Genomic DNA, 22,832 nt, shown 5'->3' with positions numbered 1-22,832 from the left:
GGCCGTACCCTACGGGAGTTGCGCCGCGCCACGAACGAGGAAGGTCGCGGAAGATGCCGAACAGTGAATACGGGGCACTGCTTTTCGACTACGGCGGCACGTTGACATTACCCGCCTCGCACGTCTTCGCCAACTTCGCCGCCGCCGAACGACTGGACCTCCAGCATTTCACGCAGTTGATGCGGGACTGGACCGAACGGCCGGCAATCGACGGAAAATACACACCCATTCAGTCGCTGGAACGCGGCGCCATGTCGATCCCGGTTTTCGAGCGGTTGTTCGCCGCCGCCATCCGCACCACCGACGGCCACGTCGTCGAACCGAAGGGCCTGGTGTCCCGGTTCCACGCGAGCGTGCGGATGGACGACGCCATGGAGGACCTGCTGGCACGCGCCCGCCAGCACGGCGTCCACACCGCGGTGCTGTCGAACTCGTGGAACTTCGACTACGACGCCCGCAACTGGTCGGGCCTGTTCGACACGGTCGTCGTCTCGGGCACGGTCGGGATGCGCAAACCCGAACCCGAGATCTACACCTACACCGCGGAACTGATCGGGGTGTCGCCGCAGGCGTGCGTCCACGTCGACGACAACGCCGCGAACGTCCGCGGCGCGGAAGAAGCCGGCATGACCGCGATCCACCACAAGACGGCGGAGGAGACCAGTACCCGGATCTACGAACTGATGGGCTGGCCGCCGGACTAGGGAGTGCGTCAGGTGCAAGCCGGGCTGGGGTGGCGATGTCCCGAAGGTGCCCCTGAGGACATGCGGTGCGCCAGGCGTGCAGGCGATGTCCTGAAAGACGCGCTCATGTCGTTGAACGTCCCCATCGCGTCTTTCAGGACACCGGCTATGTCCCGAAAGCGTCCGTCGCGGCGCGGCACCCCGCGGGTGCTGCCGGGCGCTGCGCGCCCCGCGCCCGCCGAGTGGGCCCGACCAGCCAGCGTCCCCCCATACCTCCCGCTACGCCGCGGCCTTGCGGGAGAGGCTCATGAGCCGGTCGACCGGCTCGAGGTCGAACGGGTCGCCGAGTTGCATGATGATGTGCCGCGCGCCCGCCGCGACGAGTCGTTCCACGTCGTCCAGGTGCTCCGGTGCGGTGAGGAAGCAGGTGCGCTCGATCTCGGCGGGGTCGCGGTCGGTTCGGGCGCACCACTCGTCGAGCGTCTGGTTGCCGTCCTCGAACCGCCACACCACCGTGTTCCACGCGTCGGCGTGCCTGGCCACCGTGCGCAACGCGACTCGCTTGCCGTCGCCGCCGATGAGCAGCGGGATATCGCGCAGCGGCGGTGGGTTGAGCTTGGCCAGCCGCGCCTTGACGCGCTCGACGTATCCCGCCAGCGCCTCGGCCCGCTCCCGCCCCGACCGGAACTCGTAGCCGTACTCGGCGTAGTCGCGCTCGATCCAGCCGGCGCCGAGCCCGAGCACGAGCCGCCCGCCGCTCAGGTGGTCGACGGTGCGTGCCATGTCGGCGAGGAGGTCGGGGTTGCGGTAGTCGTGGTCGGTCACCAGGACGCCGATCTCGGCGTGGGACGTCTCGACCGCCATCGCCGAGAGCAGTGTCCAGCCCTCGAAATGCGTGCCGTCCGGGTCGCCGGTCAGCGGGAAGAAGTGGTCCCACACCCAGATGGAGTCCACGCCACGGCGATCGGCCTCCCGCCAGGCGGCCCGCAGCCGCTCGACCGAGGTGTGCTGCGGCATCAACCAGGCACCGACCTTGAATCGCGCGGACATATCCGACCCCTTTCCGCCACGGAGGCATCGTATGACGACATTTGAAACGATAACCGGCGACTACGAGAAAGCCAAGGAAAATCTTCGGGAATGGGGCCTGTGCCTGATTGACAATCCGCTGCCGCCGGCAAAGTTCAAAGAGCTACGAGAACGCCTCGTCGAACTTGCCGAGGCCGAACGCGCGGACAACTCAGCATTCCTCTATGACGGCGGCAACCAGCGGGTGTTCGGCTTGCTCAACAAAGGCGAGATCTTCGCGGAGATCGTGCAGAACGAGGCCGTGTGCGAGCTGATGGAAGAGCTGCTCGGGTACAATTTCCTGCTGTCGAGCATCCATGCGAACATTGCCGGCCCGGGCGGCGCTCGGATGGCGTTGCACCCGGACCAGACATTCGCCCGAATGCCGTGGCCGCCGTATCCGTTCGTCGCCAACAGCATGTGGATGCTCGACGATTTCACCGAGGAGAACGGCGCCACCCGGGTGATCCCCGGCACCCACCTGCTCGGCAGGCCCCCGGACTACGCGGCCGGCGAGGGCGATCTCGAGACCCAACCGGTGTGCGGTCCGGCAGGCACGGTGATGGTCTTCGACGGGCGCCTGTGGCACCAGACCGGCGCCAACCGCACGAAGGACCAGCTCCGCCACGGCATCCTCACCTACTACTGCCGGGCCTACATCCGCCAGCAGGAGAACCCGTTCGTGGCCGTCGACCAGGAGGTGCACGACCGGGCCACACCGGTGATGCGCCGCCTCCTCGGCTGGGAGATCTACCAGGGCGCCCTTGGCCAGACCGGCGGGCTGCCGACATAATGCCCGCCGTCCACGTCCTGGTCCTCGGCGCCGTCATCAACTGGCCGGACCGCATCGGCGCCGAGATCGAGTTCCACCGACTGTCCACACCGGACCGCGTGGACACGGTCCGCCGCACGACGGCCGGGGCCCCGTTCGCCGTAGCCGCCCACGACGGCGGCATCGCACCGGCGCTTCGCCTTGTCCAGGCCCTGCTCCCGACCGACCGCCCGACCCACCTCTTCCTGTCAGGCCGCCCCGACAGCGCCGTCACGCCACCCGCCACCACCCCACCGATCCCGGTGACCTACCTCGCCACCGCGGGGGTCCCGGCCGCCCTGTCGGGCTGGCGCCCACTGGCGGTTCGGCTCGTGTGCCCCGCCGACCCGGTCCCGACCGCGATCTGCGCGATCCGCGAACAACCTGTCACCCTGGACCCAGGCGACCACGTCTGGTCCAAACGTCCCCAGTAGGTGCCGGCGGTCTAGCCGAAGCAGGCCTCTGCCAGGCGGTCCACCTGGGACACTCGTGCGACCGTGGGGTTGAAGACCAGTTCGTCCACTCCGGACTCCGCGTACTTGCCGATCATCGCCTGGACGGCTTCTGTGTCGCGGGCGGCGTCGTCGGCGAAGAGTTCTGCTTGTTCCGGGCCCAGGATCGAGAAGTAGTCGCGTACCGAGTTCCGGGACTCGGTCAGCACGTCAGGGCCGATGCCGAAGCGGGCCATCGCGATGATCTCCGGTTCGCCGGACCGGCCGGCCGCCGACCAGGCCTCCCGCACCCGCGCCGCGAACGGCACCACGTCGTCCGGCGGCAGGCTCGGGGCGGCCCAGCCGATGCCCCACTCCACGGCGCGCCGGATGCAGCCGTCGCTGAAGCCGCCCATCAGCAGTGGGACGCCATCGGCCGGTAGCGGTCGGGGCAGCGGTGACCGGTCGGTGCCCTCCGCCGGCTCCCCCGACCACACCCGCCGCATGATCCCCAGGTCGCGCTCGAACCGGCTGAACCGCCCGGTGAAGTCCCGCTCCGCCACGGTGAAGTCGTCCGACCGCACGCCCGGTCCGACGCCGAGCACCAGCCGGCCCTCCGAGATCTCGTACACGCCCGCCGCGTCCTTGGCCAGTAGCACGGGGCTGCGGACCGGGCCGACCAGCACATCGGTGACCAGGCGGATCCGGCTCGTCACCGCGGCTGCCGCGCCCAGCGCCAGCAGCGGGTCGTAGCCCGGGTAGACGACCCGGTCGGTCGTCACGAGCGACGAGAACCCGGCCGCCTCGGCCCGGGCGGCCCAGTCGACGAGCACCCGCCCCGGGACGTCGGGGATGACATTGGGAAGTCCGATACCGATCTTCACGTTCTACGCTCCAATCCTCCGGCGTCACCCGCCGGCACCTCCGGGATAGGGCACTGTGTCTGGGTGTCCCTCCGCTACCACGATCTGGCCGGCGGCTCGCGGCTGCCGTACGTCGAGTTCGGCGATCCCGACGGCGCCCCGCTTCTGGTCCTGCGTGGCCTCGGCGACGCGCTCACCACGCTGGAGAATCCGGGCACTCTCGCCGGAGTGCAGGCGCTGTACGGCCCTCTCGCCCATCGCCGCGTCGTCGTGACGTCCTGGCGGGTGCCGGCCCGGTCCCTTCACATGAGCGACCTCGTCGACGACGCCGCGACGCTGATCACCGCGCTCGGCCTCGGCCGGACCGCGATCTGGGGCAACTCGATGGGCGGCATGGTCGCGCTGCAGCTCGCCGAGCGCAGTCCCGAGCTGGTCGAGTCGATCGTCGCCGAGTGCACTCCCAGCCGCGCGACCGAACCGTTGCTGCGTTACGTGACGCGCTGGGACGACATGGCCGCCCGGCGCCGGTGGCCGGCACTCCAGCGTGACACGTTGCGCAACATCTTCACCGGCCGGATGCCCTGGGCGTTCCGCAAGCTCGTGTGGTTTCCGCGCACGATCCCGATTCCCGACGACGAGGACCGCTGGCAGGTGCTGTCCTCGGCTCTGCGGGAGTACGACGTCCGCGCCGCGGGTGTGCGCTGCCCGGTCCTGGTGATCGGCGGCCGGCAGGACCAGATGACGCCGCCGGACCAGCTCGCGGACCTGGCCGATCGGCTGCCGGACGCGCGGCTCGTCCTCATCGACCACTGTGGACACGGCGCGTCGCTCGAGCAGCCGGCGGAGTTCCACCGCGAGATCGGCCGGTTCCTCGCGAACGGTCATTAGGTCACCGCCGTCAGCGGCCGGGACTGCAGCAGGTACATCTGCCCGCCGGACAGTGCCCACTCGACGTCCTGCTCGGCGCCGAACACCGACACGCACCGGCGGCCGAGGTCCGCGAGCCTGCCGAGCGTGGCGGCGTCAAGACACGGCCGCGTGCACCACGGCTCGCCGACCGGCTCCCGGCGGGTGCCCCCGTCCTGCACCGGCCAGATCGCGATGTCCTTGCGCCCCAAGCGTTCCTGACGCACGGCGCCGTCCGGGTCCAGCCGCCACTGGTCCGGGGTCACGAGCCCGGACACGACGACCTCGCCGAGCCCCCACGACGCCTCGACCAGGATGCCGGCGCCGCCCATCGGGTCACGGGTGAACAGCACGCCCGCCACGTCCGGTGCCACCAGCTCCTGCACGACGGCGGCGAGCCCTCCTCCGTCGAGACCGAGACGACGCCGGTACTCCGCCGCCCGCAGTGCCGATCCGTGCACGGTCGCCAGCGCGGCCAGCAACTCGACGGGCCCGCAGACCGCCAGCACCGTCTCGTACTGCCCGGCGAAGCTCGCCAGCGTGCCGTCCTCCCCCACCGCCGACGACCGCACCGCGACCGGCCCCAGCGTCTGGGCCGCCTCGTGCACCGCCGCCGTGGCCTCGGGATCGCCGGCGACGACCGCCGCGAGAGTGTCGACCGGCACGGCGAACCCGCGTGGCACCGGCAGTCCGGCGGCCGCGGCGGCGGCCAGAGCGGTGGCCTTCCCGCCGAACCGGTCGGGGTCGAGGGTTCCGGCGAGCGTGGCGATCATAGGAACGTCACGACGCCCCGCGCGCCGTCGACCCGGACGAGGCCTCCGTCGCGGATCGTCTGCGTGGCGACCTCGGTGCCGACCACCGCCGGCACACCGAACTCCCGCGCGACCACGGCCGCGTGCGACAGCGCGCCGCCCCGGTCGGTCACGACCGCGCCGATGAGCGGCAGCACGACGTTGTAGGACGGGCCGGTGGTCGGCGCGACCAGCACGTCGCCCTTCTCCAGCCGGCCGAACTCCGCGGGCCCACGCACGATCCGCGCCCGTCCCGTGTGCTCGCCGGGGCTCGCGGGTGTGCCGCGGACCTCGGTCTCGGACGGCGCCGGTGGTGCGGCCAGGACAAGAAGGTCCTGCGACATCGCCTGGTGCAGCGCGTCGTTGACCCGGGCGAGGGGGGCGGGAAGCGACGGCAGGGGCATGGCCGGCTCGTCCTCGCCCAGCTCCAGCGGCGGCCGGGCCTCGGTGCGCCGTCGCACTGCCCGCTCGGCGAGTTCGGTGGCCGTTGGCGTGGTCGCGCCGGCGAGCAACGCCGCCAGCTCGGCGGGATCGGCTTCCACCGCGTGCTCGGGTTCGTGCAGCGCGAGCCGTCGCCCGGCGGCGAGGAGCGCGCGGCGCAGCAGTCCCCACGGCCGCATCTCGGTCCACGCCACGTCGTCGTCACGCAGCCCGTACAGCAGCCGCGCGTCGGCCAGAAGTCGGTCGTACTCGGCACAATGCCCGGCGGGAACCCGTGCCCGCAACGGATCAGGCGCGACCGGCTGACGGGGCGAGGTCACGGCCGCCGTCAGCCGCGCCTCGAGCGCCGAGAGCACCAAGGCAGGCATCTCCCGCAGGGTCGGCTCGTCGAGGTCGAAGCCGAGCAGGTCGTCGCCGTGCTCGGTCAGGTACTCCCCCAGTGCCGCGGCGACGTCCGGCGAGGCCGCCCGCAGCACCGCCAGTCGCTGTTCCGCGGACCGGCCGGCCGCCGCCAGGTCCGTGCCGGCCGCGCGGACCGCGGCGACCAGACGATCCAGACCACCCAGCGGACGGACCGAGGCCGGGGAGGCACCCCGCAGCACGGCCAGCGCGTCGGCCGGGTCCACGCCGGTCCAGCGCTGGACGTGGGCCAGCCAGTCGCCGACCGCGATGTTCTGTGCGACGAGGTGTCGCATGTGGACCGTGTCGCCGTCGTGCAGCAACGCGACCAGCTCGTCGATGTGGTGGCGCAGGCCGATGTCGTCGAGGGTGTCGGACGGTACCGCCTGCAGTGCCCGGTTGCGCCGCACGAACCGCGCCCGCAGGCCGCCGTCGAACCATTCCGTGGCCTCGTCCCGCCATGCCCGTGCGGCGAGCGCACGGCGGGCGGCGCGGCTTCTTCTCCGCACCTCCGGCTGCCACCGCCAAGCCAGTTGGCGGACCGGCAGGAGCACCGCCGGTCCCCGGTCCCGCCACGGCGCGACCGGCCGGGCCTGGACGTACTTCCAGATGCCGACCAGGCGCATGTCCAGCCGCTCCGTCAGCAGCCCGTACCGGCGGAACGCGGCAGGCATCGACTCCGCGAAGACCGGCAGCCAGACCCCCAGGAAGAAACGGGTGAACGGGCGCGCCTGGTGCGCCGTCTCCAGCACCCACCGTCCCGGACCGGGAGCGACGCCGGCGACGGATCGCGGCCCGGCCTGCGACAAGGTCATAGCGCGCTCCCCACGAATTCCTGCCGACCCAATGCTTTTGGACCGACCGCACGTTGTCGAGCGTTCCGGGGAAACACGGCGGCAATGTGTCAAGTCCCTCCTGAATCATCGTGACCACCGCCGATAACCTGGACGAACCGCAAGGACGGAAGTTGGTGACCCCGTGTCCAGTTCTGACCTGACGCGTATCCCGGTCGGCGGTTCGTCGCCGTACGAGGTCGTCATCGGGGAAAACGCCCTCACGGAGATCCCCGGCCTGCTTTCCCGTTCCGGTCGGGTGGCCGTGATCCACTGCGAGACAATGAAGGACACCGCCTCCGACATCGCCGACGCGGTGCGCACGCACGGCCCGGACGTGGACCTCATCGCGGTGCCCGACGGCGAGGCCGCCAAGAACTGTGAGGTGGCAACGCATTGCTGGACCGAGCTCGCCAGCCTCGGCTTCACCCGGTCCGACGCGATCGTCGCGGTCGGCGGCGGCGCCACCACGGACCTCGCCGGTTTCGTCGCGGCGACCTGGTTGCGTGGCGTGCCCATCGTGCACGTGCCAACGTCGCTGACCGCGATGGTCGACGCGGCGATCGGCGGCAAGACCGCGATCAACATCCCGGCCGGCAAGAACCTCGTCGGCGCTTACCATTCCCCGGTCGGGGTGGTCTGCGACCTGACCCAGCTCTCGACCCTGCCGGAGATCGAGCTCGTCAACGGTCTCGCCGAGATCGTCCGGGTCGGCTTCATCGCCGATCCGTCCATTCTGGACATCATCGAGGCCGACACCGAAGCCGTGACCACACCGTGCACGCCACCGTTGCGGGACATCATCGAGCGCTCGGCCCGCGTGAAGGCCGAGATCGTCACCGAGGACATGCGTGACAAGGGTCGCCGGCAGTTCCTGAACTACGGCCACACGCTCGGCCACGCCATCGAGCAGGACGCGCGGTACCAGTGGCGCCACGGCTCCGCGGTGTCGGTCGGCATGTGTTACGCCGCCGAGCTCGGCCGGCTCACCGGGCACCTCGACGACGCGACCGCCGCCCGGCACGCCGAGATCCTCATGATGCTGGGCCTTCCCACCACCTACCGGCCCGACGCGTGGCCGGATCTGTTGAAGGCCATGCGGATCGACAAGAAGGCACGCGGTTCCCGGATGCGCTTCGTCGTACTGGACGGACTCGGCGCGCCGACGGTGATCAACGACCCCGACGAGGACGTGCTCGTGGCGTCGTACGCGCCGTGCTGCCGGGTGATGCCGGTTTAGTCAACACGACAAAGGCTGGTGAGCTCCGGAAATTCGGGGCCACCAGCCCTTTTTCCTCGTGTGGTCTACTGGCGGGCGATCGCCTCGCGGTAGCCACGGAGAGGGGTGTCGTGGAAGGTGGCGCCCGCGCCACCGAACGTGACCCTGCCGGTGCCACCGTTCGCCTTCACCTTGATGGATGCCTGCACACCGTAGCCGGTCGCCGGACGGTCGCCCTCGCTGGTCTGGACGGTGTAGGTGTTTTCCGGGATGTCCGGCCCGGCCTGCAGGAAGCTGCCCTGCTGCGGGGAAGTGGAGAGGGTGTAGCTCTCACCAGGACCGTGGGTCGCGACGACCTCGGTGACCTCCGCGTTCTCCGTCTCCCACAGAATGGCTACCCGCTCGAGGTAGTAGGCCATGTCATTGACCAACCACGGCGTCGGCAGCGGGAAGTGGAACCAGACCTCCTGTCCCGACGGGATCTCGAAGGTCGAGGTGCCACCGGAGTGAGTGCCCTGTTCCAGACCCCCCTCGTACTTTTCGGGACGGACTGCGGCGCTGGAGGTCCAAAGAGTTGTTCTGGCCACTGGTCTCTCCTTCCAACGGATGAGGCGTGTCCTTGGGCCGAGAGGAGCCTCGCACGCTGGCAGGCGTTCGTGGTGGTTCGGCGAACATCGGCGCCGTACTTGGGTATGTTCAAGTATTTCTTGACAAAGTCGGGGTGTGAGTCGGCTCGCTCACGAGCGGGAGAGTTCGGCGAACACCCGCTCGCGGTCGGCCTTGCGCAACCCCGCCGCGGCCTCCTCGTACGAGTGACGCATGAGGTCGACGAGCAGCGTGTCGGGAACGGTGCCGTCGAGGCTGACCGTGTTCCACAGCCGTTTGTTCACGTGGTACCCGGGCACGATAGCGGGATACTCGCCGCGCAGGTGCATTGCCCGCGAAGGATCGCACTTCAACGTGATCTGCGCAGGCGGGTCGGGTTGGTAGATCGCGAACACCTTGCCGACCACCTTGTACACCGGCAACCCTGGCGCGAACGGCTCCTCCTCGGTGACCTCCGGGAGGCCCAACAACACCGAGGCGATCTCCTCCGGACTCATGTCGTTCCTCCTCTTCTCGCGCCGGGCGGAATCACCGCCATACCAGAGCACAAAATACGGGACGGCGGCAATTGTCAAACCGAAGACCGGCACCTGACGAACTTGACGTGATATTCCCCGGGTTACGGGCGCACCCGCCGTGTTTCGTACGCCCAGATGGCGATCTGGACCCGGTTACGGGCGCCGATCTTGTGCATGAGGCTGGTGAGATGGAACTTCACGGTGCTGAGGCTGATGTGGAGCTCGTCGGCGATCTCGGCGTTGGTGCGGCCACGCGCGACGGTCACCGCGACCTCCTCCTCCCGTTCGGTCAGGGCCGTGAGTGGTTCGGCGCGTTTCCTGGCCGAGGTCGCGGAGTCGGCGAAGGTGGCGAGCAACCGGGCGGTGATGCTGGGGGCGATGAGGGCGTCGCCCTCGGCCGCGGCGTGGATGGCCTGGACGAGCAGGGCGGGTCCGGCGTCCTTCAGGAGAAAACCCCTGGCTCCCGCCTTGAGTGCACCGGAGACGTGTTCGTCGGTGTCGAAGGTGGTGATGACGACGACGGCCAGCGGATCGTCGACATCGGGTCCGGCGAGGAGGTGGGTGGCCTCGACACCGTCGAGGTTCGGCATCCGGATGTCGAACAGGCACACGTCGGGACGAAGGCGGCGGCCGAGCGCCACGGCCTCGTTGCCGTCGGCGGCCTCGCCGACCACCTCGATGTCCGGCTGTCCATTGAGGATCGTGGCCAGTCCCGCCCGGACGATGCTCTGGTCGTCGGCGATGATGACGCGGATGGTCATGCGTGGCCGCCTTGTCTCGGGATCGTCGCGTGGACCGTCCAGCCGTGGTCCGGGCCCGGGCCCGCCTCGAGGGTGCCGCCGAGCAGGCTCACGCGTTCCGCCATGCCCACGAGGCCGTAGCCGGGTGCCCGTGCGGTGGGCAGGCCGCGTTCACCGTCGTCGCTGACGCTCAACCGCACGTGCTCGGTGTCGCCGGTCACCAGGACGTGCACCCTGGTCGCGTGCCGGGCGTGGCGCTTCGCGTTGGTGATCGACTCCTGGGCCACCCGGTACAGCGCCGCCTGGACCGACGGCCGCAGATCGCCCAGGTCGCCACGCTGCTCGACGTCGATCCGCGGGGATCCGTCGGCGGTGGCCAGGCCTTCGATGTCGGCGACGCCGCGCTGGGCGGGCACCGGCGCGGCGCGCAGGGAGCCGACGATGGCACGCATCTCGGCCAGGGTGCGTGACGCCTCCTCCTCGATGACCGCCAACGCCTTGGCGGCCCCGTCCAGGTCCTGTGTGCCGGCCAGGAACTGCCCCGCCTGTGCCTGGATGGCGATGGCGGACACGTGGTGGGCGACGGTGTCGTGCAGTTCCCGGGCCAACAGCTCCCGCTCCTGGAACCTGACCTGCTCGAACCGCTGCGTGCGCACGATGCGCCGGTAGCGGACCACGACGCCGAGCGCCGCCGGGAGCAGCAACAGGACCAGGCCGCCCGCGGCGTCGGCGACACCGGGGAAGTCGGTCGTCACGCTCACGAGCCACGCCAGCAGCACGACGGCCGACCCGATCGCCGCCTGCCGGCTGGTACCCCACCGGTACAGCGAGTACACGAGCACCACGACGAACAGGCCGGCATACGAGTAGAACGGCTCGCCGGTGACGAGGACCGACCCGAGGTCGCCCACGGCGAACACGCCGAACCCGAGCACCACCATCGCGAGCGGGCGGGTGCGCCGCCACAGCATCGTGATTCCGAACGTCAGCCCGAACGCGACGGTGAACACGTCGTCGCGGACGATCGCTTCCACCAAGGCGGTCGCGGCCACGCCGCGACGAGCACCCAGTCACGCCAGACTCGCGCCGGCGGCTCCCCGACATCTGGCTCCACCCGCGGCGTTCCCCTCACGCCGAAAGGGTACGACCCGTGGCGAACAGGCGAATCACCCGAAGAGACGGTTCCGTCCCTGGCCGATCGGCCAGGTCGACACTGGCCTGCTGCCCGGCGCGCCGCGGCCCTGTCGTGCCGACACTGGTTTCCCGTGTGGACGACAACGTATCGAGACAAGCCAGTCGACGTCAGGATCGTGCTGAGCGCACTGTGGATCACGACGCTGTTCGTGTTCGCCTACGTCGACATCTTCGGGTTCTTCCGTGCCGACGTGCTCGGCGCCGCCCTCGACGGGACGGTCGCGACCATCGCGGTCGACCAGACGTTCCTGACCGGCGCTCTGATCTATCTCCTGCCGTCGATCCTGATGGTGGTGCTGTCACTCGTGCTCGGACCGCGAGCCAACCGGATCGCCAACATCGTCGTCAGCCTCCTGTACGCGGTCAGCATCATCGCGCTGTGCGTTGGCGAGACGTGGGTCTACTACCTCCTCGGCAGCCTCGTCGAGGTGGTGCTTCTGGTCGCCATCGCCCGGTTCGCCTGGCGCTCGCCGGTTCCGGTGCCGACCGGGTAGTCATCCCGCGAACACGATCGTCTGGTTGCCGTGGCGGATCACCCGGTCCTGGCTGTGCCACAGCACGGCCCTGGAGAGCACCGCGCGTTCCACGTCGGCGCCGCGTCGTTGCAGGTCGGCGGCGGTGTCGGCGTGGCTCACCCGCACCATGTCCTGCTCGATGATCGGGCCGTCGTCGAGGTCCTCGGTGACGTAGTGGGCGGTGGCACCGATGAGCTTGACGCCGCGTTCCTTGGCCTTGGCGTAGGGCCCGGCGCCGATGAGGCGGGCAGGAACGAGTGGTGGATGTTGATGATCGGCACCGCGAGCCGTTCGATGAACTCGCCGGACAGGATCCGCATGTAGCGTGCCAGGACGACGAAGTCCACGTTGCCGCTCAGCAGGCGGAGGTGCTCGGCCTCGGCGGACTCGGTGGACGGTACGTGGAAGAACGGGACGCCGAACGCGCGTACCTCCTCGGCGGTGTCCGGGTGGTTGGAGATCACCATCGTGATCGTGACGGGAAGCTGCCCTCGGCGCTGTCGCCACAGCAGGTCCAGCAGGCAGTGGTCCGATTTGGACGCGAAGATCGCCACCCGGTGTGCCACCGACAGGTCGCGCAGCGTGAATGTCAGGTCCGTCCCGAGCCGCTCCGTCAGGTCGTGCTCGATGGCGGGTAGCGCGGCCTTGAGGTTGTCCAGGCTGAAGACCGTGCGCTGGAAGAAAGCGCCGCCCTGCGGGTCGTCGGAGTACTGGTCGAGGGACACGATGTTCGCTCCGTGTCCGGAAAGGACGGAGCCGACGGCGGCCACGATGCCGGTGCGGTCCCGTCCCTGGACGACGAGCGAGGCGTGCGGTGGGGTCCGCTGGCGCACCGGGGTGCGAGCGGGTGTCTCCCGCATGAGCGTCACGTCAGTTCCTCCCGAACCCGGCGACCCACTCGGACGTGGCCGCGAGGCCACCGAACGTGTAGAAGTGCACCTTGAGCTCACCGTGCCGGCCGGGGTCGTGGCCTGCTCCGAGCGCGTGGACGAACCGGTCCGGACCGGCGGTGCCCATCAGGTTGGTGATCGAGAACCCGTACTTGCGTGCGATGGACATGCTCGTGCTGACGCCGAAGCGGGTGGCGTAGGCCAGCAGGCGCTTGACCCCGGCCGGGCCGGGCACGCCGACGCGGACGGGCAGGTCGACGCCTCGGCCTCGCAGTTCTTCGAGCCAGGCGAGCACCGGCGTGACGTCGAAGCCGAACTGGGTGATGACCGTGCCGGACAGCCCCTCCTCGGCGAGCACCCGGGCCTTGGTCTCGATCGCCGACCAGAGGACGGGGGCGGCGATGTCCGGATGGCCTTCCGGGTAGCCGCTGACCCCGACGTGCCGGACACCGTACTTCTGCGGCAGCCCGGAACGAAGCACGGCCAGCGAGTCCTCGTAGGGTCCGTGCGGCTGCGCGGGATCGCCACCCACCACGAAGACGTTCTCGCCGGTGCAGTCGGCCGCCAACGCGGCGAGGAACTCCTCCAGTTCGAACTCGGAGTGCAGGCGGCGCGCCGAGATATGCGGCACGGGCACGAAACCCGACCGCTTGACCGCACGCGCGGCGGACAGTCTCATGTGGACGTCCTCGTTGCCGAGGAACGTCACGTTGACCCTGGTACCCGGCGGGATGCCGGCGTGGGCCTCCGCCAGCTTCGGGAGGTCGTTTCCGGTCATCTCCAGGGAGAAGTCGGTCAGCAGTGCGGCTGTGGTGGCGGAGTCCATGTGTGCTCCTCGGTGGTACGCGAGCGCACGGCAGCGGCGCGCCGGCCCGGTGGGCCGGCACGTGCTCGGTGGTAACGCTCAGGAGTTGCGGCGGTATCGGGTCCGCGCGTGCTCGTCGAACGGCGCGGGGTGGACGGTGGCGCGGATGCGCGGGAAACCCAGATCGGCGTCGGGGTCGGTGCCCGGCCCCGGGTGCTCACCCCACACGACGCTCACCCGCGTGCCCGGTTCGGCGTGCTGCTTGTCGAGCAGCGCAAGCGACAGGACGGTGCCGACCGGGTCGAGGGAGTCGGACTGGTAAGTCAGGCCGACCAGGTCGGTCCCGACCTCCACGCGGTGCCGGCTCTCGACGTTGAGATGGCGAGTGACATACATATGTCAACATAGAAGACACCTGTCATCAAGAGGGAGGGCATGCCCGTGTCGGCGAGAGATCCGGACACCGTGGTCTGGAACGACGAGTTCACGCACGTGCTGTGGCGGGCGCAGAACGCCGTGCACCGCGCCGTGCAGGCAGCACTGGACGAGCTCGGCGTCACGGCGACGCAGCTCGGTCTGGCGGTGCACCTCGAGGAGCTGGGCGCGTTGTCGGCCGCGGACCTGTCCCGCGGGTTCCACCTCACCCCGCAGAGCGTGGGCACGGCGCTGACCCGCCTGGAGAAGATCGGCTGGGCCGACCGCGAACCGCACCCGGTGCACGGGAGGGTCGTGCTCTACCAGCTGTCGACGAAAGGGCTCGCCGGCGTCAAGCGCGGGCGAGCCATCATGGCCTCGGTGAACGAGCAGGTGACGAGCGTTCTGGGCCGGTCGGAGCTGGACGGTCTGATCGCAGGTCTGCGCAAGGTCACGGCCGAGATCGACGGCCCGGCCGGCACCGTCCAGCCGCTATGGCCGCTGCGGGAGACCTGACCTACCGCGAGCCGCGTTCGGCCAGTTCCTGGCTGTCCTGCCCGGCCGGCGCGCTCTCGGCCGGCGTGGGCGTGGGTGGCCGCAGTCGGCCGGAGAGGATGGTCAGCGGGAGGCCGACCAGGCACATCACCATGGCCGCGAGCAGCACGGACTCCACGCCGTAGCTGTCCACGAACACGCCGCCCAGGATGGCGCCTGCCGCGATCCCGGCGTTGACCGCGGACGCGCCCAGCGTCGCGGCCAGGTCGCCGCCCTCGCCGGCCAGGCTGATCACCCGCAGTTGCAGGGACGGCACGAGACCCATGCTGACCAGGCCCCACGCGGCCAGCATCACGGCGGCCAGGACGGGTGAGGCCCCGAGCAGGTACAGCCCGCCGATCGAGAGGATCAGCACGACGTTCGCGAAGATCAGCGTCTTGGTGGCGCCGCGGTCGGCGAACCAGCCGCCCGAGAAGACGCCGACGGCACAGAACAGGCCGTAGGCGAACAGGAACACGCTGATCAGGCTGCCGGAGATACCGGTGATCTCCTCCAGGTACGGCGCGATGTAGGTGAAGGCGGTGAACTCGCCGCCGATCAGCAGCAACCCCACACCGAGCATCACGAGCACCCTCGGCACGAACGCGGCACGGACCTGCGCGCGGACGTCACTCGTGCCGCTGGTCCGCACGGCCGGGATGAACAGCAGGGTCATGGCCAGCGCGACGACGCCGAGGATGGCGATGGCGAAGAACGCGGCCCGCCAGCCCATCGCCTGGCCGATCAGGGTGCCCAGCGGCACCCCGAGAACCGTGGACACGGCCGTGCCGCCGAACGCGATCGCCATCGCCCGGCCCTGCTGCCCGGCCGGGGCGAGCGCGGCGGCCACCGTGAACGCGAGACCGATGAACAGCCCGTGGACCGACCCCATGATCACGCGGGCCACCATCAGCAGGCCGAAGCTGACCGCCACGGCCGCCATCGCGTTTCCCGCGAGGTAGACGGCCAGGGACAGCGCCAGCATGAAGCGGCGGCTGAACCGGATGGTGAGCGCGGTGATGAGGGGCGCGCCGAGCGAGAGTCCCAACGCGTACGAGGTGACGAGCAGGCCGGCCGTGCTCACCGACACCGACAGGTCGTCCGCGATGAGACTCAGAATGCCGACGACGACCAGCTCGGCGGTGCCGGCGGTGAACATGCCCACCGCGAGGACACCGAGTGCCACTCCATTGCGCCCTGGGCGCACGGTTGCAGTCATGATTCAGGCAAACCCCAAATCCGTGTTTCCGGTTTACCTCTCGGGATATTCGCGGAAATCGCGGTCGAGGCGGCAGCGCGAGCAGCGGTATATGTCCCACTTCGGCAAGTCGGCGGCCAGTTCACAGGCACTTCGTCAGATCGGCGTTCTGGCGACGTCGTCTCGACCTGACGTACTGCCCGTCCGCGGTGTCGGTGTCCGCCGTTCCTTCGGTAGCCTCGGCCCCTGTCCATCGCGAATGAGGGGTAGGGCGTGACGGCAACGGAAACAATGCGGGCAGCGGTCATCGACCGGTTCGGTCCGCCGGAAGTCCTGCACATGACCGAGGTGCCGAAACCGCGTCCCGGCGACGGCGAGGTCCTGGTCGCAGTGCGCGCCGCCGGCGTCAACGCGATCGACTGGCTGATCCGGGCCGGGATCTCCCCGGCCGAATTTCCGCTGGTGATCGGCTGGGACGTGTCCGGCACGGTGGTCGCCACCGGCCCGCACGTGACCGGGCTCCGCGAGGGTGACGACGTCTTCGGCATGCTCCGCTTCCCGTCCCCGGCCGGTTGTTACGCCGAGTACGTCGCCGCGCCCGCCGCGGAGTTGGCCATCAAGCCGGACAACATCGACCACCTCACCGCGGCCGCGGCACCGATGGCGGGCATCACCGCCTGGCAGGCGCTGTTCCGGCAGGGTGAGATCGCGCAGGGACAGCGGGTGCTGGTGCACAGCGCCGCGGGCGGCGTCGGCCATGTCGCCGTGCAGCTCGCGAAGCTCGCCGGGGCGGCCGAGGTGATCGGTACGGCCTCGGCCCGCAACCACGACTTCCTGACCGGTCTCGGCGCGGACCGGGTGATCGACTACACCTCCGAGCGAATTTCGGAGGTGGTGTCCGATCTGGACCTCGTCGTCGACCCGAGGGGCGGCGCGGACTTCTTCGAGCTCCTCGAGGTGGTGCGGCCGGGCGGAGTCATCGTCACGCTCAAGGGCAAACAGCAGGGCTACGAGAACGCGCTCGCCGAACGCGGAGTGCGTGACGGATACGTGTACGTCACCCCCGACCGCGAGGCGCTGACCGAGGTCACCCGATACCTGGCCGAGGGCCGACTGAACATCGCCATCGATCGCGTGCTGCCACTGGACGACGTGGTGAAGGCACACACCTTCGGCGAGCAGGGCCACGTGCGTGGCCGGATCGTCCTCGAAGTGTCCTGACACGAGCAGGTCAGGCGGCCGCTCTACTGAATGGCGTAGAACAGCGCCCTGGTGTTCACTGCGTGGTGAACCGATGACTATCCGTGCGCGTATGACTCCGCATTGGATCTTCTACGCCTGAGGAGCTGTGTATGTCAGGAGTCAGACGGCTGGGCCTCGTGTTCGCGGCGGCCGCTCTGTTGCCCGCCACGGTCTCGGCCGCCACGGCCGAGCCGCTGGACGGGTCTCGTCATGGCGTGCCCCTTGACCAGTTGACGGTGGTCACCACCCAGGTGGCGACCGGTCTGGTCCGACCCGTCGCGATGGTCGCCGCCAACGACCGCAGTGGACGGATGCTGATCGCGGAGAAACGTGGCACGGTTCGGGTCTTCCACCCGCGGGACGGGCTCGCCGCGGACCCCGTGCTGGACATCAGCGCACGCGTGAACAGCGTCGCCAACGAACGCGGCCTGCTCGGCATCGTGCCGGCTCCCGACTTCAAGCGCACCTCCCAGGTGTACGTGGCCTACACCCGCCAGCCTGACGGGGCGCTGACGCTGTCGCGGGTGCCGCTGGGCGATCCGGCGAAGGAACAGGTGCTGCTCACCCAGGACCACGCCCGGTTCTCCAACCACAACGGCGGCCAGCTCGCGTTCGGGCGCGACGGCTACCTGTACTGGAGCCTGGGCGACGGCGGCAGTGGCGGGGACCCGGACGCCAACGGGCTGAACCTCGGCACGCTGCTCGGCAAGGTCCTGCGCCTGGACGTGCGCCGTTCCTGCGGCGAGCTCCCCTACTGTGTGCCGAGGAGCAACCCGTTCGTCGGAACACCCGGTGCCCGGCCGGAGATCTGGGCGTACGGCCTGCGCAACCCGTGGCGGTTCTCGTTCGACACGCTCAACGGCTCACTCTGGCTGGCCGACGTCGGTCAGGGCTCGTTCGAGGAGGTCAACCACGCCAGGACCGCCCGAGGGCTCAACTTCGGCTGGTCGTGCATGGAGGGGCCCGCGGTGTTCAACGCCGCGCGCTGCGAGCCGGACGCCGACTTCACCGACCCGGTCTTCCACTACCGGACCGGTGTCGAGGGCTGCGCGGTGATCGGCGGTCACGTCTACCGCGGCTACCGGCACGCCCGCGTCGCCTTCGGTACCTACGTGGCCACCGACTACTGCTCGGCGACCGCGTTCGCGGTGCGCGAGAACCGTGACGGCACCTACACCAGCGCCACGATCGGACAGTTCCCGGCCCAGGTCAGCACGTTCGGGATGGACCGGTTCGGTGAGTTGTACGTCGCCACCGACCGCTCCGGCCAGCTGCACCGCGTCGACTTCGCGCGCGTCGCCCCGCCGACGGAGTAACCGCCTACGATCCATTCGTGGATCTCATCGAGGCGAACTTCGTGGTGCTGGACGAGCGTTTCAAGGCGTGCGGCGGCGACGGGTCGATGCGCCGACTGCACACCGGATGTCGCTGGACCGAGGGGCCGGTCTACTTCCCCGCTGGCCGGTTCCTCGTGTTCAGCGACATTCCCAACGACCGACTTCTGCGTTGGGACGAGACGACCGACGCGGTGGGCGTGTTCCGCGAACCTTCCGGCTACGCCAACGGCCACACCAGGGACCGGGCGGGCCGGCTGGTCAGCTGTGAGCACGGCAACCGCCGCGTCACCCGCACCGAGCACGACGGCACGATCACCGTGCTGGCCGACCGCTATCACGGTCACCGGCTCAACAGCCCCAACGACGTCGTCGAACGGTCCGACGGGTCGATCTGGTTCACCGACCCGAGCTACGGCATCGACAGCGACTACGAGGGCTACCGGGCCGAGAGCGAGATCGGCGGCTGCCACGTCTACCGCGTGGATCCGGCGGACGGCGAGGTCCGCATCGTGGCCGACGACTTCGAACGCCCCAACGGGCTCGCCTTCTCCGTCGACGAGACCCGCCTCTACATCGCCGACACCCGCCAGAATCCCAGCCACATCAGGGTGTTCGACGTGTCCGACGACGGCACGCTCTCCGGCGGCGAGATCTTCGGCACCTCCGACGCCGGCGGCTTCGACGGCGTCAGGGTGGACACGGAAGGCCGGGTCTGGGCGGCCGCCCACGACGGCCTGCACTGTTTCGCACCCGACGGCACCCGCATCGGCAAGCTGCTGGTGCCCGAGATCTGCTCGAACCTGACCTTCGGGGGCCGGCGCCGCAACGAACTGTTCATCACCGCGTCGACGTCGGTCTACACGCTGCGCGTCAACTTCAACGGCGCCCGCTGACGGTCAGAACGACTGCGGACCGAAGCGGCCCCAGGCAACGAACGCGGCCACGGCGAGATAGGCGAGGTTCACGACGACCGCCTTCGACTCGTGCCGGCGCGAGTGAACGACGATCGCGCCGACCATCAGCAACACCAGCCCAACGGCGGCCAGTGGCACGAGAACGGGTGCGATGTGCAGCGCGGCGGGCAGGACCAGGCCCACCGCGGCCAGGACCTCGAGAACCCCGATGCCCTTGACGGCACCGGCATGGAAGTCTCCGACCCATCCCCCGCCAGGAGCGGCGGCCAGCTTCTCCTTGGTCAGGGCCAACTTGATGCCGCCGCTGGCCAGAAAGGCCGCGGCGAGCAGTCCCGCGACAACCCACAACGTGATGTTCATACCGCTTCGACGGGACGGCCCCTCAGAATGTGAGGCGCCCGTCGAGCTCGGCCGAGTCGGACAGACGCAGCTTGCGGCGAGCCCGCTGGTAGAAGGTCGTCCTGCCGAGGCGTACCACCCGCGCCGCACCTGGCCGGCCCCGCAGCTCGATGCGGTCGCCTGGCTCGACGTAGCCGGCGACCTCCCCGTCCACCTCGACGGCCAGCCGGCCGCTGGACGGCAGGATGTCCAGTGTCACCGTGTCGTGCACGGAGAGAACGACGCCCCGGCTGTACGCGGAGTGCGGCGCGGCGGGGGTCACGAGCAGGGCCTCGACGGACGGGCTCGTGATCGGTCCGCCCGCGGAGAAGCTGTACGCGGTCGACCCGGTCGGCGTGGCGACGATGACCGCGTCGGCGGCGTAGCTGACGAACTCGTGGCCGGCGACGCGAACCGCGACCGCCGCGCTGCCGTCCCCCGGGACCCGCACCACGGCGATGTCGTTGAACGCGGTGACGGTACGGGTGCCGAGGACGCCGTCCACGGCCAGCCGTGGCTCGACGGTGAACTCGTGGCTGTCGATGGCCGAGAGGGCGCCGGGTAGGTCGGGTACGTCCACTTCGGCCAGAAAGCCCAGTTTGCCCAGGTTCACCCCGAGCACCGGCGCGCGCTGCCCGTCGGCCAGCCGCATCGCGCGGAGCATCGTACCGTCCCCGCCGAGGCTGACCAGCAGGTCTGCCCGGCTACCGAGTTCGGCCGCGGTCACCGCCACCGCCGAACAGTCCAGCCGACCGATCTCCTCCTCGACACCGAGGATCTCGATGCCCCGGTTCGCCGCCCAGCCGGTCACCGCGTCGACCGCCGCCGCGGAGTCCCGTCGCGGATGCAGCACAAGACCGGCAGAGTGCATGTCCACGAGGTTGACACAGTTGGGCCCAGCCACCAACACTATGGCCCGCTCAAGATTGTGATCGCTAACATCGTGGAGTCAGCTCGTGCGCGCACAGCGTGATGGTCGTTGGGTCGCCGCGGTTCTGACCGCGATCATCGTGGCCGCCGTCGGGGCACCGAGCGCGGCAGCGCAACCCGGGAGCAGGGACGTCAGCGCCGACATCCAGGCGAACCGGAACGTCACGCTGAGCGGGGACGCCGTCGTGCGGCTGACCGGTGGCGTCACCACCTACACGGGTGTGATCACCGGCGAAGGCACCTTCACCGTCGGCGGCACGGGCACCCTGGTGCTGGTGAAGGACAGTGACTTCACGCTGCCGGCCGACCGGCACCGACAGAGGATCGTCACCGTCGGCGGCAACCATCCGGTGACCACCATCGAAGATCCCGATCCGCCCGCCGTGATCGTCCAGCGCGGCGCGACCCTCCAGTACGGTGACGGATCGGGCGGCGACGGCGTCATCGGGCATTTCACGCAGGCGCCAGAGGTGTCCCTGAACACCCTGAACCACCAGATCGACGGCACGCTGGACCTGGCCGTGCACGAGCGGGTGAACCTGGGTGTCCTCAGTGGCACCGGCCTCGTCAAGCAGCGCAGGAACACCTGGCCCGGCATCGAGCTGCCCGGCACACACCCGTTCTCCGGCACGCTCTACGTCGGCACGGGAGCGGACTACGGCAGCCTGCACTTCCTCACCGCCATGCCGAACGTGCGGAAGGTGGTCAACCAGGGCTCGTTCATCCACAACGCACCGGACGGCGAGGAGATCACCGACGCCGCCGACATCTACTCGCAGTACTACGGCAACGACATCAACTTCCACACCTGGGGCACCGGCGTGGTGCGGATGTCCGGTGTGTACAGCTGGTCCGACAACGGTTCGGACACCGATCCCGCGCTCAGCGACCCGTCGAGGAACTTCGCCGGCGTCCCGCACCGCGACAACAAGCGCGGCGTCAACATCGAGGGCGCAACGGTGATCTGGGGCGACGGCACGAACAACCGCTTCTTCCTGCCGGGCAACGAGAACACCGTCTACATCAACATGCACGCCGAGAGGAACGGCACCCGCAGCGTGCTGACGTTCGACTACAACGGACCGGTCACTGTGGACGCACCCATCTCCGGCGGCCGGTACCACGACACGATGGCGGACGTCGGCCGCGGCGACGTTGTCATCGCGGACACGCCGGGCAACGCGGTCACCTTCACCGCGCCACAGAACTACGACGGCAACACGACGATCGGCGGCGGCGCGTCGCTACGGCTGGGCGACGGCAGCCCGCAGGGCGACAGCTCACTGCTCCCGACGGGCGAGATCATCGACAACGGCGAGCTGATCGTGCAGAACGCCACCCAGGGCGTCCAGCTCGCGCGGATCAGCGGGCCGGGCTCACTGACCCAGGCCGGCCCGGCCACCACCACCCTGACCGGCGACCTCACGTACAAGGGCAGGACCACGGTGAAGGCGGGCACTCTCGCCGTCACCGGCGGCACCCTGGCCGCGAGCGCCGGCGTCGACCTACCCGCGGCGGGCACGACACTCGACCTCACCCAGGCCGGCGACCAGACGGTCAACAACCTCGCGGGCGTCGAGGGCAGCACGGTGACGGCGGGCGGCACGCTGACCCTGCACGCCACGACCGCGACGACGTTCAGCGGCACCGTGGGGGCCCCGACCGTCACGACCACCGGCACCGAAACGCTCACCCTGACCGGCACGGTGGAGGGCGCGATGGACAACACCGGCACGGTCGACGCCACCGGCCTGACCGTGCACGGGGCCTACACCCAACGTCCGGGCGCTCGACTGACCGCGACCCGGATGACCGTCACCGGCCCGGTGACGCTCGCGGGCACGTTCGAGCCGGATCCCGCCCACGGTCCCGGCGTGATCATCGACAACCAGGGCACCGCCCCGGTCACGGGCACGTTCGATGGCCTACCCGAGGGCGCCGCCGTCGGCACACTCCAGCTCACCTACCACGGCGGCGACGGCAACGACGTCGCTCTCACAAGCAAAACCGACACACCAGAACCCGGCGCCGCCCCCACACGGCAGGCCGCGACCGTGTCGGCGTCCGGACCGTGGTGGTGGCTCTCGGCCGCGGGCGCACTCGTGCTGCTGGGCGGACTCATGTTCGTGCTGCGCAGGCGCTCACGAAACCAGAACCGGTCCCGAACGTAGT

The 22,832-nt window shown here is 69.8% G+C and carries 24 protein-coding genes and 1 pseudogene; 11 read left to right on the top strand and 14 right to left on the bottom strand.

What is annotated here, in order from left to right; all coding sequences use genetic code 11:
* The first annotated feature begins 53 nt into the window (after window positions 1-53).
* A complete protein-coding gene (locus VF106_RS06260; protein WP_330838604.1) occupies window positions 54-704 on the top strand; it encodes an HAD family hydrolase in 651 nt (216 codons plus the stop codon).
* Between the two features lie 258 nt (window positions 705-962).
* Here VF106_RS06260 and VF106_RS06255 read toward each other — a convergent pair whose 3' ends face one another.
* The gene (locus VF106_RS06255; protein WP_330838603.1) at window positions 963-1,733 is read right to left on the bottom strand and encodes an LLM class F420-dependent oxidoreductase; all 771 of its coding nucleotides are present in this window, start codon (window positions 1,731-1,733) and stop codon (window positions 963-965) included.
* A 31-nt stretch (window positions 1,734-1,764) separates the two neighbouring features.
* Here VF106_RS06255 and VF106_RS06250 point away from each other — a divergent pair, with 31 nt between their 5' ends.
* Both VF106_RS06250 and VF106_RS06245 read left to right on the top strand, forming a co-directional pair.
* Window positions 1,765-2,544, top strand: a complete 780-nt coding sequence (locus tag VF106_RS06250; RefSeq protein ID WP_330838602.1) for a phytanoyl-CoA dioxygenase family protein — start codon at window positions 1,765-1,767, stop codon at window positions 2,542-2,544.
* Window positions 2,544-2,996 carry a hypothetical protein gene (locus VF106_RS06245; RefSeq protein ID WP_330838601.1) on the top strand — a complete coding sequence of 151 codons (453 nt, stop codon included), beginning with the start codon at window positions 2,544-2,546 and terminating at the stop codon, window positions 2,994-2,996. The genes VF106_RS06250 and VF106_RS06245 overlap by 1 nt, the downstream gene beginning before the upstream one ends.
* A gap of 11 nt (window positions 2,997-3,007) precedes the next feature.
* Here the strand turns inward: VF106_RS06245 and VF106_RS06240 are convergent, their stop codons facing one another.
* Window positions 3,008-3,877, bottom strand: coding sequence for an LLM class flavin-dependent oxidoreductase (locus VF106_RS06240; RefSeq protein ID WP_330838600.1), 870 nt, complete (start codon window positions 3,875-3,877; stop codon window positions 3,008-3,010).
* A gap of 63 nt (window positions 3,878-3,940) precedes the next feature.
* Between VF106_RS06240 and VF106_RS06235 the strand changes: the two genes are divergently transcribed.
* Window positions 3,941-4,744: an alpha/beta fold hydrolase gene (locus VF106_RS06235; RefSeq protein ID WP_330838599.1), complete on the top strand. Its 804-nt coding sequence runs from the start codon at window positions 3,941-3,943 to the stop codon at window positions 4,742-4,744.
* Here the strand turns inward: VF106_RS06235 and VF106_RS06230 are convergent.
* Complete coding sequence (locus VF106_RS06230) at window positions 4,741-5,535, bottom strand: PEP/pyruvate-binding domain-containing protein (RefSeq protein WP_330838598.1); 795 nt, start codon at window positions 5,533-5,535, stop codon at window positions 4,741-4,743. The genes VF106_RS06235 and VF106_RS06230 overlap by 4 nt on opposite strands.
* Window positions 5,532-7,208, bottom strand: coding sequence for a PEP-utilizing enzyme (locus tag VF106_RS06225; protein WP_330838597.1), 1,677 nt, complete (start codon window positions 7,206-7,208; stop codon window positions 5,532-5,534). The genes VF106_RS06230 and VF106_RS06225 overlap by 4 nt, the downstream gene beginning before the upstream one ends.
* A 163-nt stretch (window positions 7,209-7,371) precedes the next feature.
* Between VF106_RS06225 and aroB the strand changes: the two genes are divergently transcribed.
* Window positions 7,372-8,466, top strand: coding sequence for a 3-dehydroquinate synthase (gene aroB / locus VF106_RS06220; RefSeq protein WP_330838596.1), 1,095 nt, complete (start codon window positions 7,372-7,374; stop codon window positions 8,464-8,466).
* Window positions 8,467-8,531: 65 nt separating this feature from the next.
* Here the strand turns inward: aroB and VF106_RS06215 are convergent, their stop codons facing one another.
* The 4 genes from VF106_RS06215 to VF106_RS06200 all read right to left on the bottom strand — a co-directional run bounded on the left by VF106_RS06215 (window position 8,532) and on the right by VF106_RS06200 (window position 11,361).
* Window positions 8,532-8,864, bottom strand: a complete 333-nt coding sequence (locus tag VF106_RS06215; protein WP_330838595.1) for a hypothetical protein — start codon at window positions 8,862-8,864, stop codon at window positions 8,532-8,534.
* A 318-nt stretch (window positions 8,865-9,182) separates the two neighbouring features.
* A complete protein-coding gene (locus VF106_RS06210) occupies window positions 9,183-9,548 on the bottom strand; it encodes an MmcQ/YjbR family DNA-binding protein (RefSeq protein ID WP_330838594.1) in 366 nt (121 codons plus the stop codon).
* A gap of 122 nt (window positions 9,549-9,670) precedes the next feature.
* Window positions 9,671-10,330: a response regulator gene (locus VF106_RS06205; protein WP_330838593.1), complete on the bottom strand. Its 660-nt coding sequence runs from the start codon at window positions 10,328-10,330 to the stop codon at window positions 9,671-9,673.
* Entirely contained in the window at window positions 10,327-11,361 is a 1,035-nt protein-coding gene (locus VF106_RS06200) for a sensor histidine kinase (protein ID WP_330838592.1), read from the bottom strand. The genes VF106_RS06205 and VF106_RS06200 overlap by 4 nt, the downstream gene beginning before the upstream one ends.
* Before the next feature lie 258 nt (window positions 11,362-11,619).
* Between VF106_RS06200 and VF106_RS06195 the strand changes: the two genes are divergently transcribed.
* Window positions 11,620-11,997, top strand: coding sequence for a DUF6326 family protein (locus tag VF106_RS06195; protein WP_330838591.1), 378 nt, complete (start codon window positions 11,620-11,622; stop codon window positions 11,995-11,997).
* On the opposite strand, the pseudogene purU reads toward VF106_RS06195, so the two are convergent.
* The 3 genes and pseudogenes from purU to VF106_RS06180 form a co-directional block, all read right to left on the bottom strand.
* Window positions 11,998-12,878 (bottom strand): annotated as a pseudogene (purU, locus tag VF106_RS06190) (formyltetrahydrofolate deformylase). It lies immediately after the preceding gene.
* A 10-nt stretch (window positions 12,879-12,888) separates the two neighbouring features.
* Window positions 12,889-13,734: a methylenetetrahydrofolate reductase gene (locus tag VF106_RS06185; protein WP_330838590.1), complete on the bottom strand. Its 846-nt coding sequence runs from the start codon at window positions 13,732-13,734 to the stop codon at window positions 12,889-12,891.
* A gap of 78 nt (window positions 13,735-13,812) precedes the next feature.
* Window positions 13,813-14,109 carry a hypothetical protein gene (locus tag VF106_RS06180; protein ID WP_330838589.1) on the bottom strand — a complete coding sequence of 99 codons (297 nt, stop codon included), beginning with the start codon at window positions 14,107-14,109 and terminating at the stop codon, window positions 13,813-13,815.
* A gap of 45 nt (window positions 14,110-14,154) precedes the next feature.
* Here VF106_RS06180 and VF106_RS06175 point away from each other — a divergent pair, with 45 nt between their 5' ends.
* Complete coding sequence (locus VF106_RS06175; RefSeq protein WP_330838588.1) at window positions 14,155-14,643, top strand: MarR family winged helix-turn-helix transcriptional regulator; 489 nt, start codon at window positions 14,155-14,157, stop codon at window positions 14,641-14,643.
* A 1-nt stretch (window position 14,644) separates the two neighbouring features.
* Here the strand turns inward: VF106_RS06175 and VF106_RS06170 are convergent, their stop codons facing one another.
* Entirely contained in the window at window positions 14,645-15,880 is a 1,236-nt protein-coding gene (locus VF106_RS06170; RefSeq protein ID WP_330838587.1) for an MFS transporter, read from the bottom strand.
* Between the two features lie 252 nt (window positions 15,881-16,132).
* Between VF106_RS06170 and VF106_RS06165 the strand changes: the two genes are divergently transcribed.
* The 3 genes from VF106_RS06165 to VF106_RS06155 all read left to right on the top strand — a co-directional run bounded on the left by VF106_RS06165 (window position 16,133) and on the right by VF106_RS06155 (window position 19,331).
* The gene (locus tag VF106_RS06165; RefSeq protein ID WP_330838586.1) at window positions 16,133-17,080 is read left to right on the top strand and encodes an NADP-dependent oxidoreductase; all 948 of its coding nucleotides are present in this window, start codon (window positions 16,133-16,135) and stop codon (window positions 17,078-17,080) included.
* 131 nt (window positions 17,081-17,211) lie between these two features.
* On the top strand, window positions 17,212-18,417 hold the full coding sequence (locus VF106_RS06160; protein WP_330838585.1) for a PQQ-dependent sugar dehydrogenase: 1,206 nt from the start codon (window positions 17,212-17,214) through the stop codon (window positions 18,415-18,417).
* 17 nt (window positions 18,418-18,434) lie between these two features.
* Window positions 18,435-19,331, top strand: coding sequence for an SMP-30/gluconolactonase/LRE family protein (locus tag VF106_RS06155; RefSeq protein ID WP_330838584.1), 897 nt, complete (start codon window positions 18,435-18,437; stop codon window positions 19,329-19,331).
* Window positions 19,332-19,334: 3 nt separating this feature from the next.
* On the opposite strand, the gene VF106_RS06150 is transcribed toward VF106_RS06155, so the two are convergent.
* The gene (locus tag VF106_RS06150) at window positions 19,335-19,712 is read right to left on the bottom strand and encodes a DoxX family protein (protein ID WP_330838583.1); all 378 of its coding nucleotides are present in this window, start codon (window positions 19,710-19,712) and stop codon (window positions 19,335-19,337) included.
* A gap of 22 nt (window positions 19,713-19,734) precedes the next feature.
* Complete coding sequence (locus VF106_RS06145; RefSeq protein WP_330838582.1) at window positions 19,735-20,601, bottom strand: NAD(+)/NADH kinase; 867 nt, start codon at window positions 20,599-20,601, stop codon at window positions 19,735-19,737.
* 85 nt (window positions 20,602-20,686) lie between these two features.
* Between VF106_RS06145 and VF106_RS06140 the strand changes: the two genes are divergently transcribed.
* Window positions 20,687-22,831: an autotransporter-associated beta strand repeat-containing protein gene (locus VF106_RS06140; protein ID WP_330838581.1), complete on the top strand. Its 2,145-nt coding sequence runs from the start codon at window positions 20,687-20,689 to the stop codon at window positions 22,829-22,831.
* The last annotated feature ends 1 nt before the right edge of the window (window position 22,832 follow it).

The organism is Actinophytocola sp., from assembly GCF_036378875.1.
In the GTDB taxonomy this organism is placed as follows: domain Bacteria; phylum Actinomycetota; class Actinomycetes; order Mycobacteriales; family Pseudonocardiaceae; genus Actinophytocola.
This window is presented reverse-complemented; position numbering and strand designations above follow the sequence as displayed.

Bases quoted from the DNA above. Each gene is read 5' to 3' on its own strand.
- VF106_RS06260 (WP_330838604.1), top strand. From the start codon at position 54: ATGCCGAACAGTGAATACGGGGCACTGCTTTTCGACTACGGCGGCACG.
- VF106_RS06255 (WP_330838603.1), bottom strand. From the start codon at position 1,733: ATGTCCGCGCGATTCAAGGTCGGTGCCTGGTTGATGCCGCAGCACACC.
- VF106_RS06250 (WP_330838602.1), top strand. From the start codon at position 1,765: ATGACGACATTTGAAACGATAACCGGCGACTACGAGAAAGCCAAGGAA.
- VF106_RS06245 (WP_330838601.1), top strand. From the start codon at position 2,544: ATGCCCGCCGTCCACGTCCTGGTCCTCGGCGCCGTCATCAACTGGCCG.
- VF106_RS06230 (WP_330838598.1), bottom strand. From the start codon at position 5,535: ATGATCGCCACGCTCGCCGGAACCCTCGACCCCGACCGGTTCGGCGGG.
- VF106_RS06225 (WP_330838597.1), bottom strand. From the start codon at position 7,208: ATGACCTTGTCGCAGGCCGGGCCGCGATCCGTCGCCGGCGTCGCTCCC.
- VF106_RS06215 (WP_330838595.1), bottom strand. From the start codon at position 8,864: ATGGCCTACTACCTCGAGCGGGTAGCCATTCTGTGGGAGACGGAGAAC.
- VF106_RS06210 (WP_330838594.1), bottom strand. From the start codon at position 9,548: ATGAGTCCGGAGGAGATCGCCTCGGTGTTGTTGGGCCTCCCGGAGGTC.
- VF106_RS06205 (WP_330838593.1), bottom strand. From the start codon at position 10,330: ATGACCATCCGCGTCATCATCGCCGACGACCAGAGCATCGTCCGGGCG.
- VF106_RS06185 (WP_330838590.1), bottom strand. From the start codon at position 13,734: ATGGACTCCGCCACCACAGCCGCACTGCTGACCGACTTCTCCCTGGAG.
- VF106_RS06180 (WP_330838589.1), bottom strand. From the start codon at position 14,109: ATGTATGTCACTCGCCATCTCAACGTCGAGAGCCGGCACCGCGTGGAG.
- VF106_RS06170 (WP_330838587.1), bottom strand. From the start codon at position 15,880: ATGACTGCAACCGTGCGCCCAGGGCGCAATGGAGTGGCACTCGGTGTC.
- VF106_RS06160 (WP_330838585.1), top strand. From the start codon at position 17,212: ATGTCAGGAGTCAGACGGCTGGGCCTCGTGTTCGCGGCGGCCGCTCTG.
- VF106_RS06150 (WP_330838583.1), bottom strand. From the start codon at position 19,712: ATGAACATCACGTTGTGGGTTGTCGCGGGACTGCTCGCCGCGGCCTTT.
- VF106_RS06145 (WP_330838582.1), bottom strand. From the start codon at position 20,601: ATGCACTCTGCCGGTCTTGTGCTGCATCCGCGACGGGACTCCGCGGCG.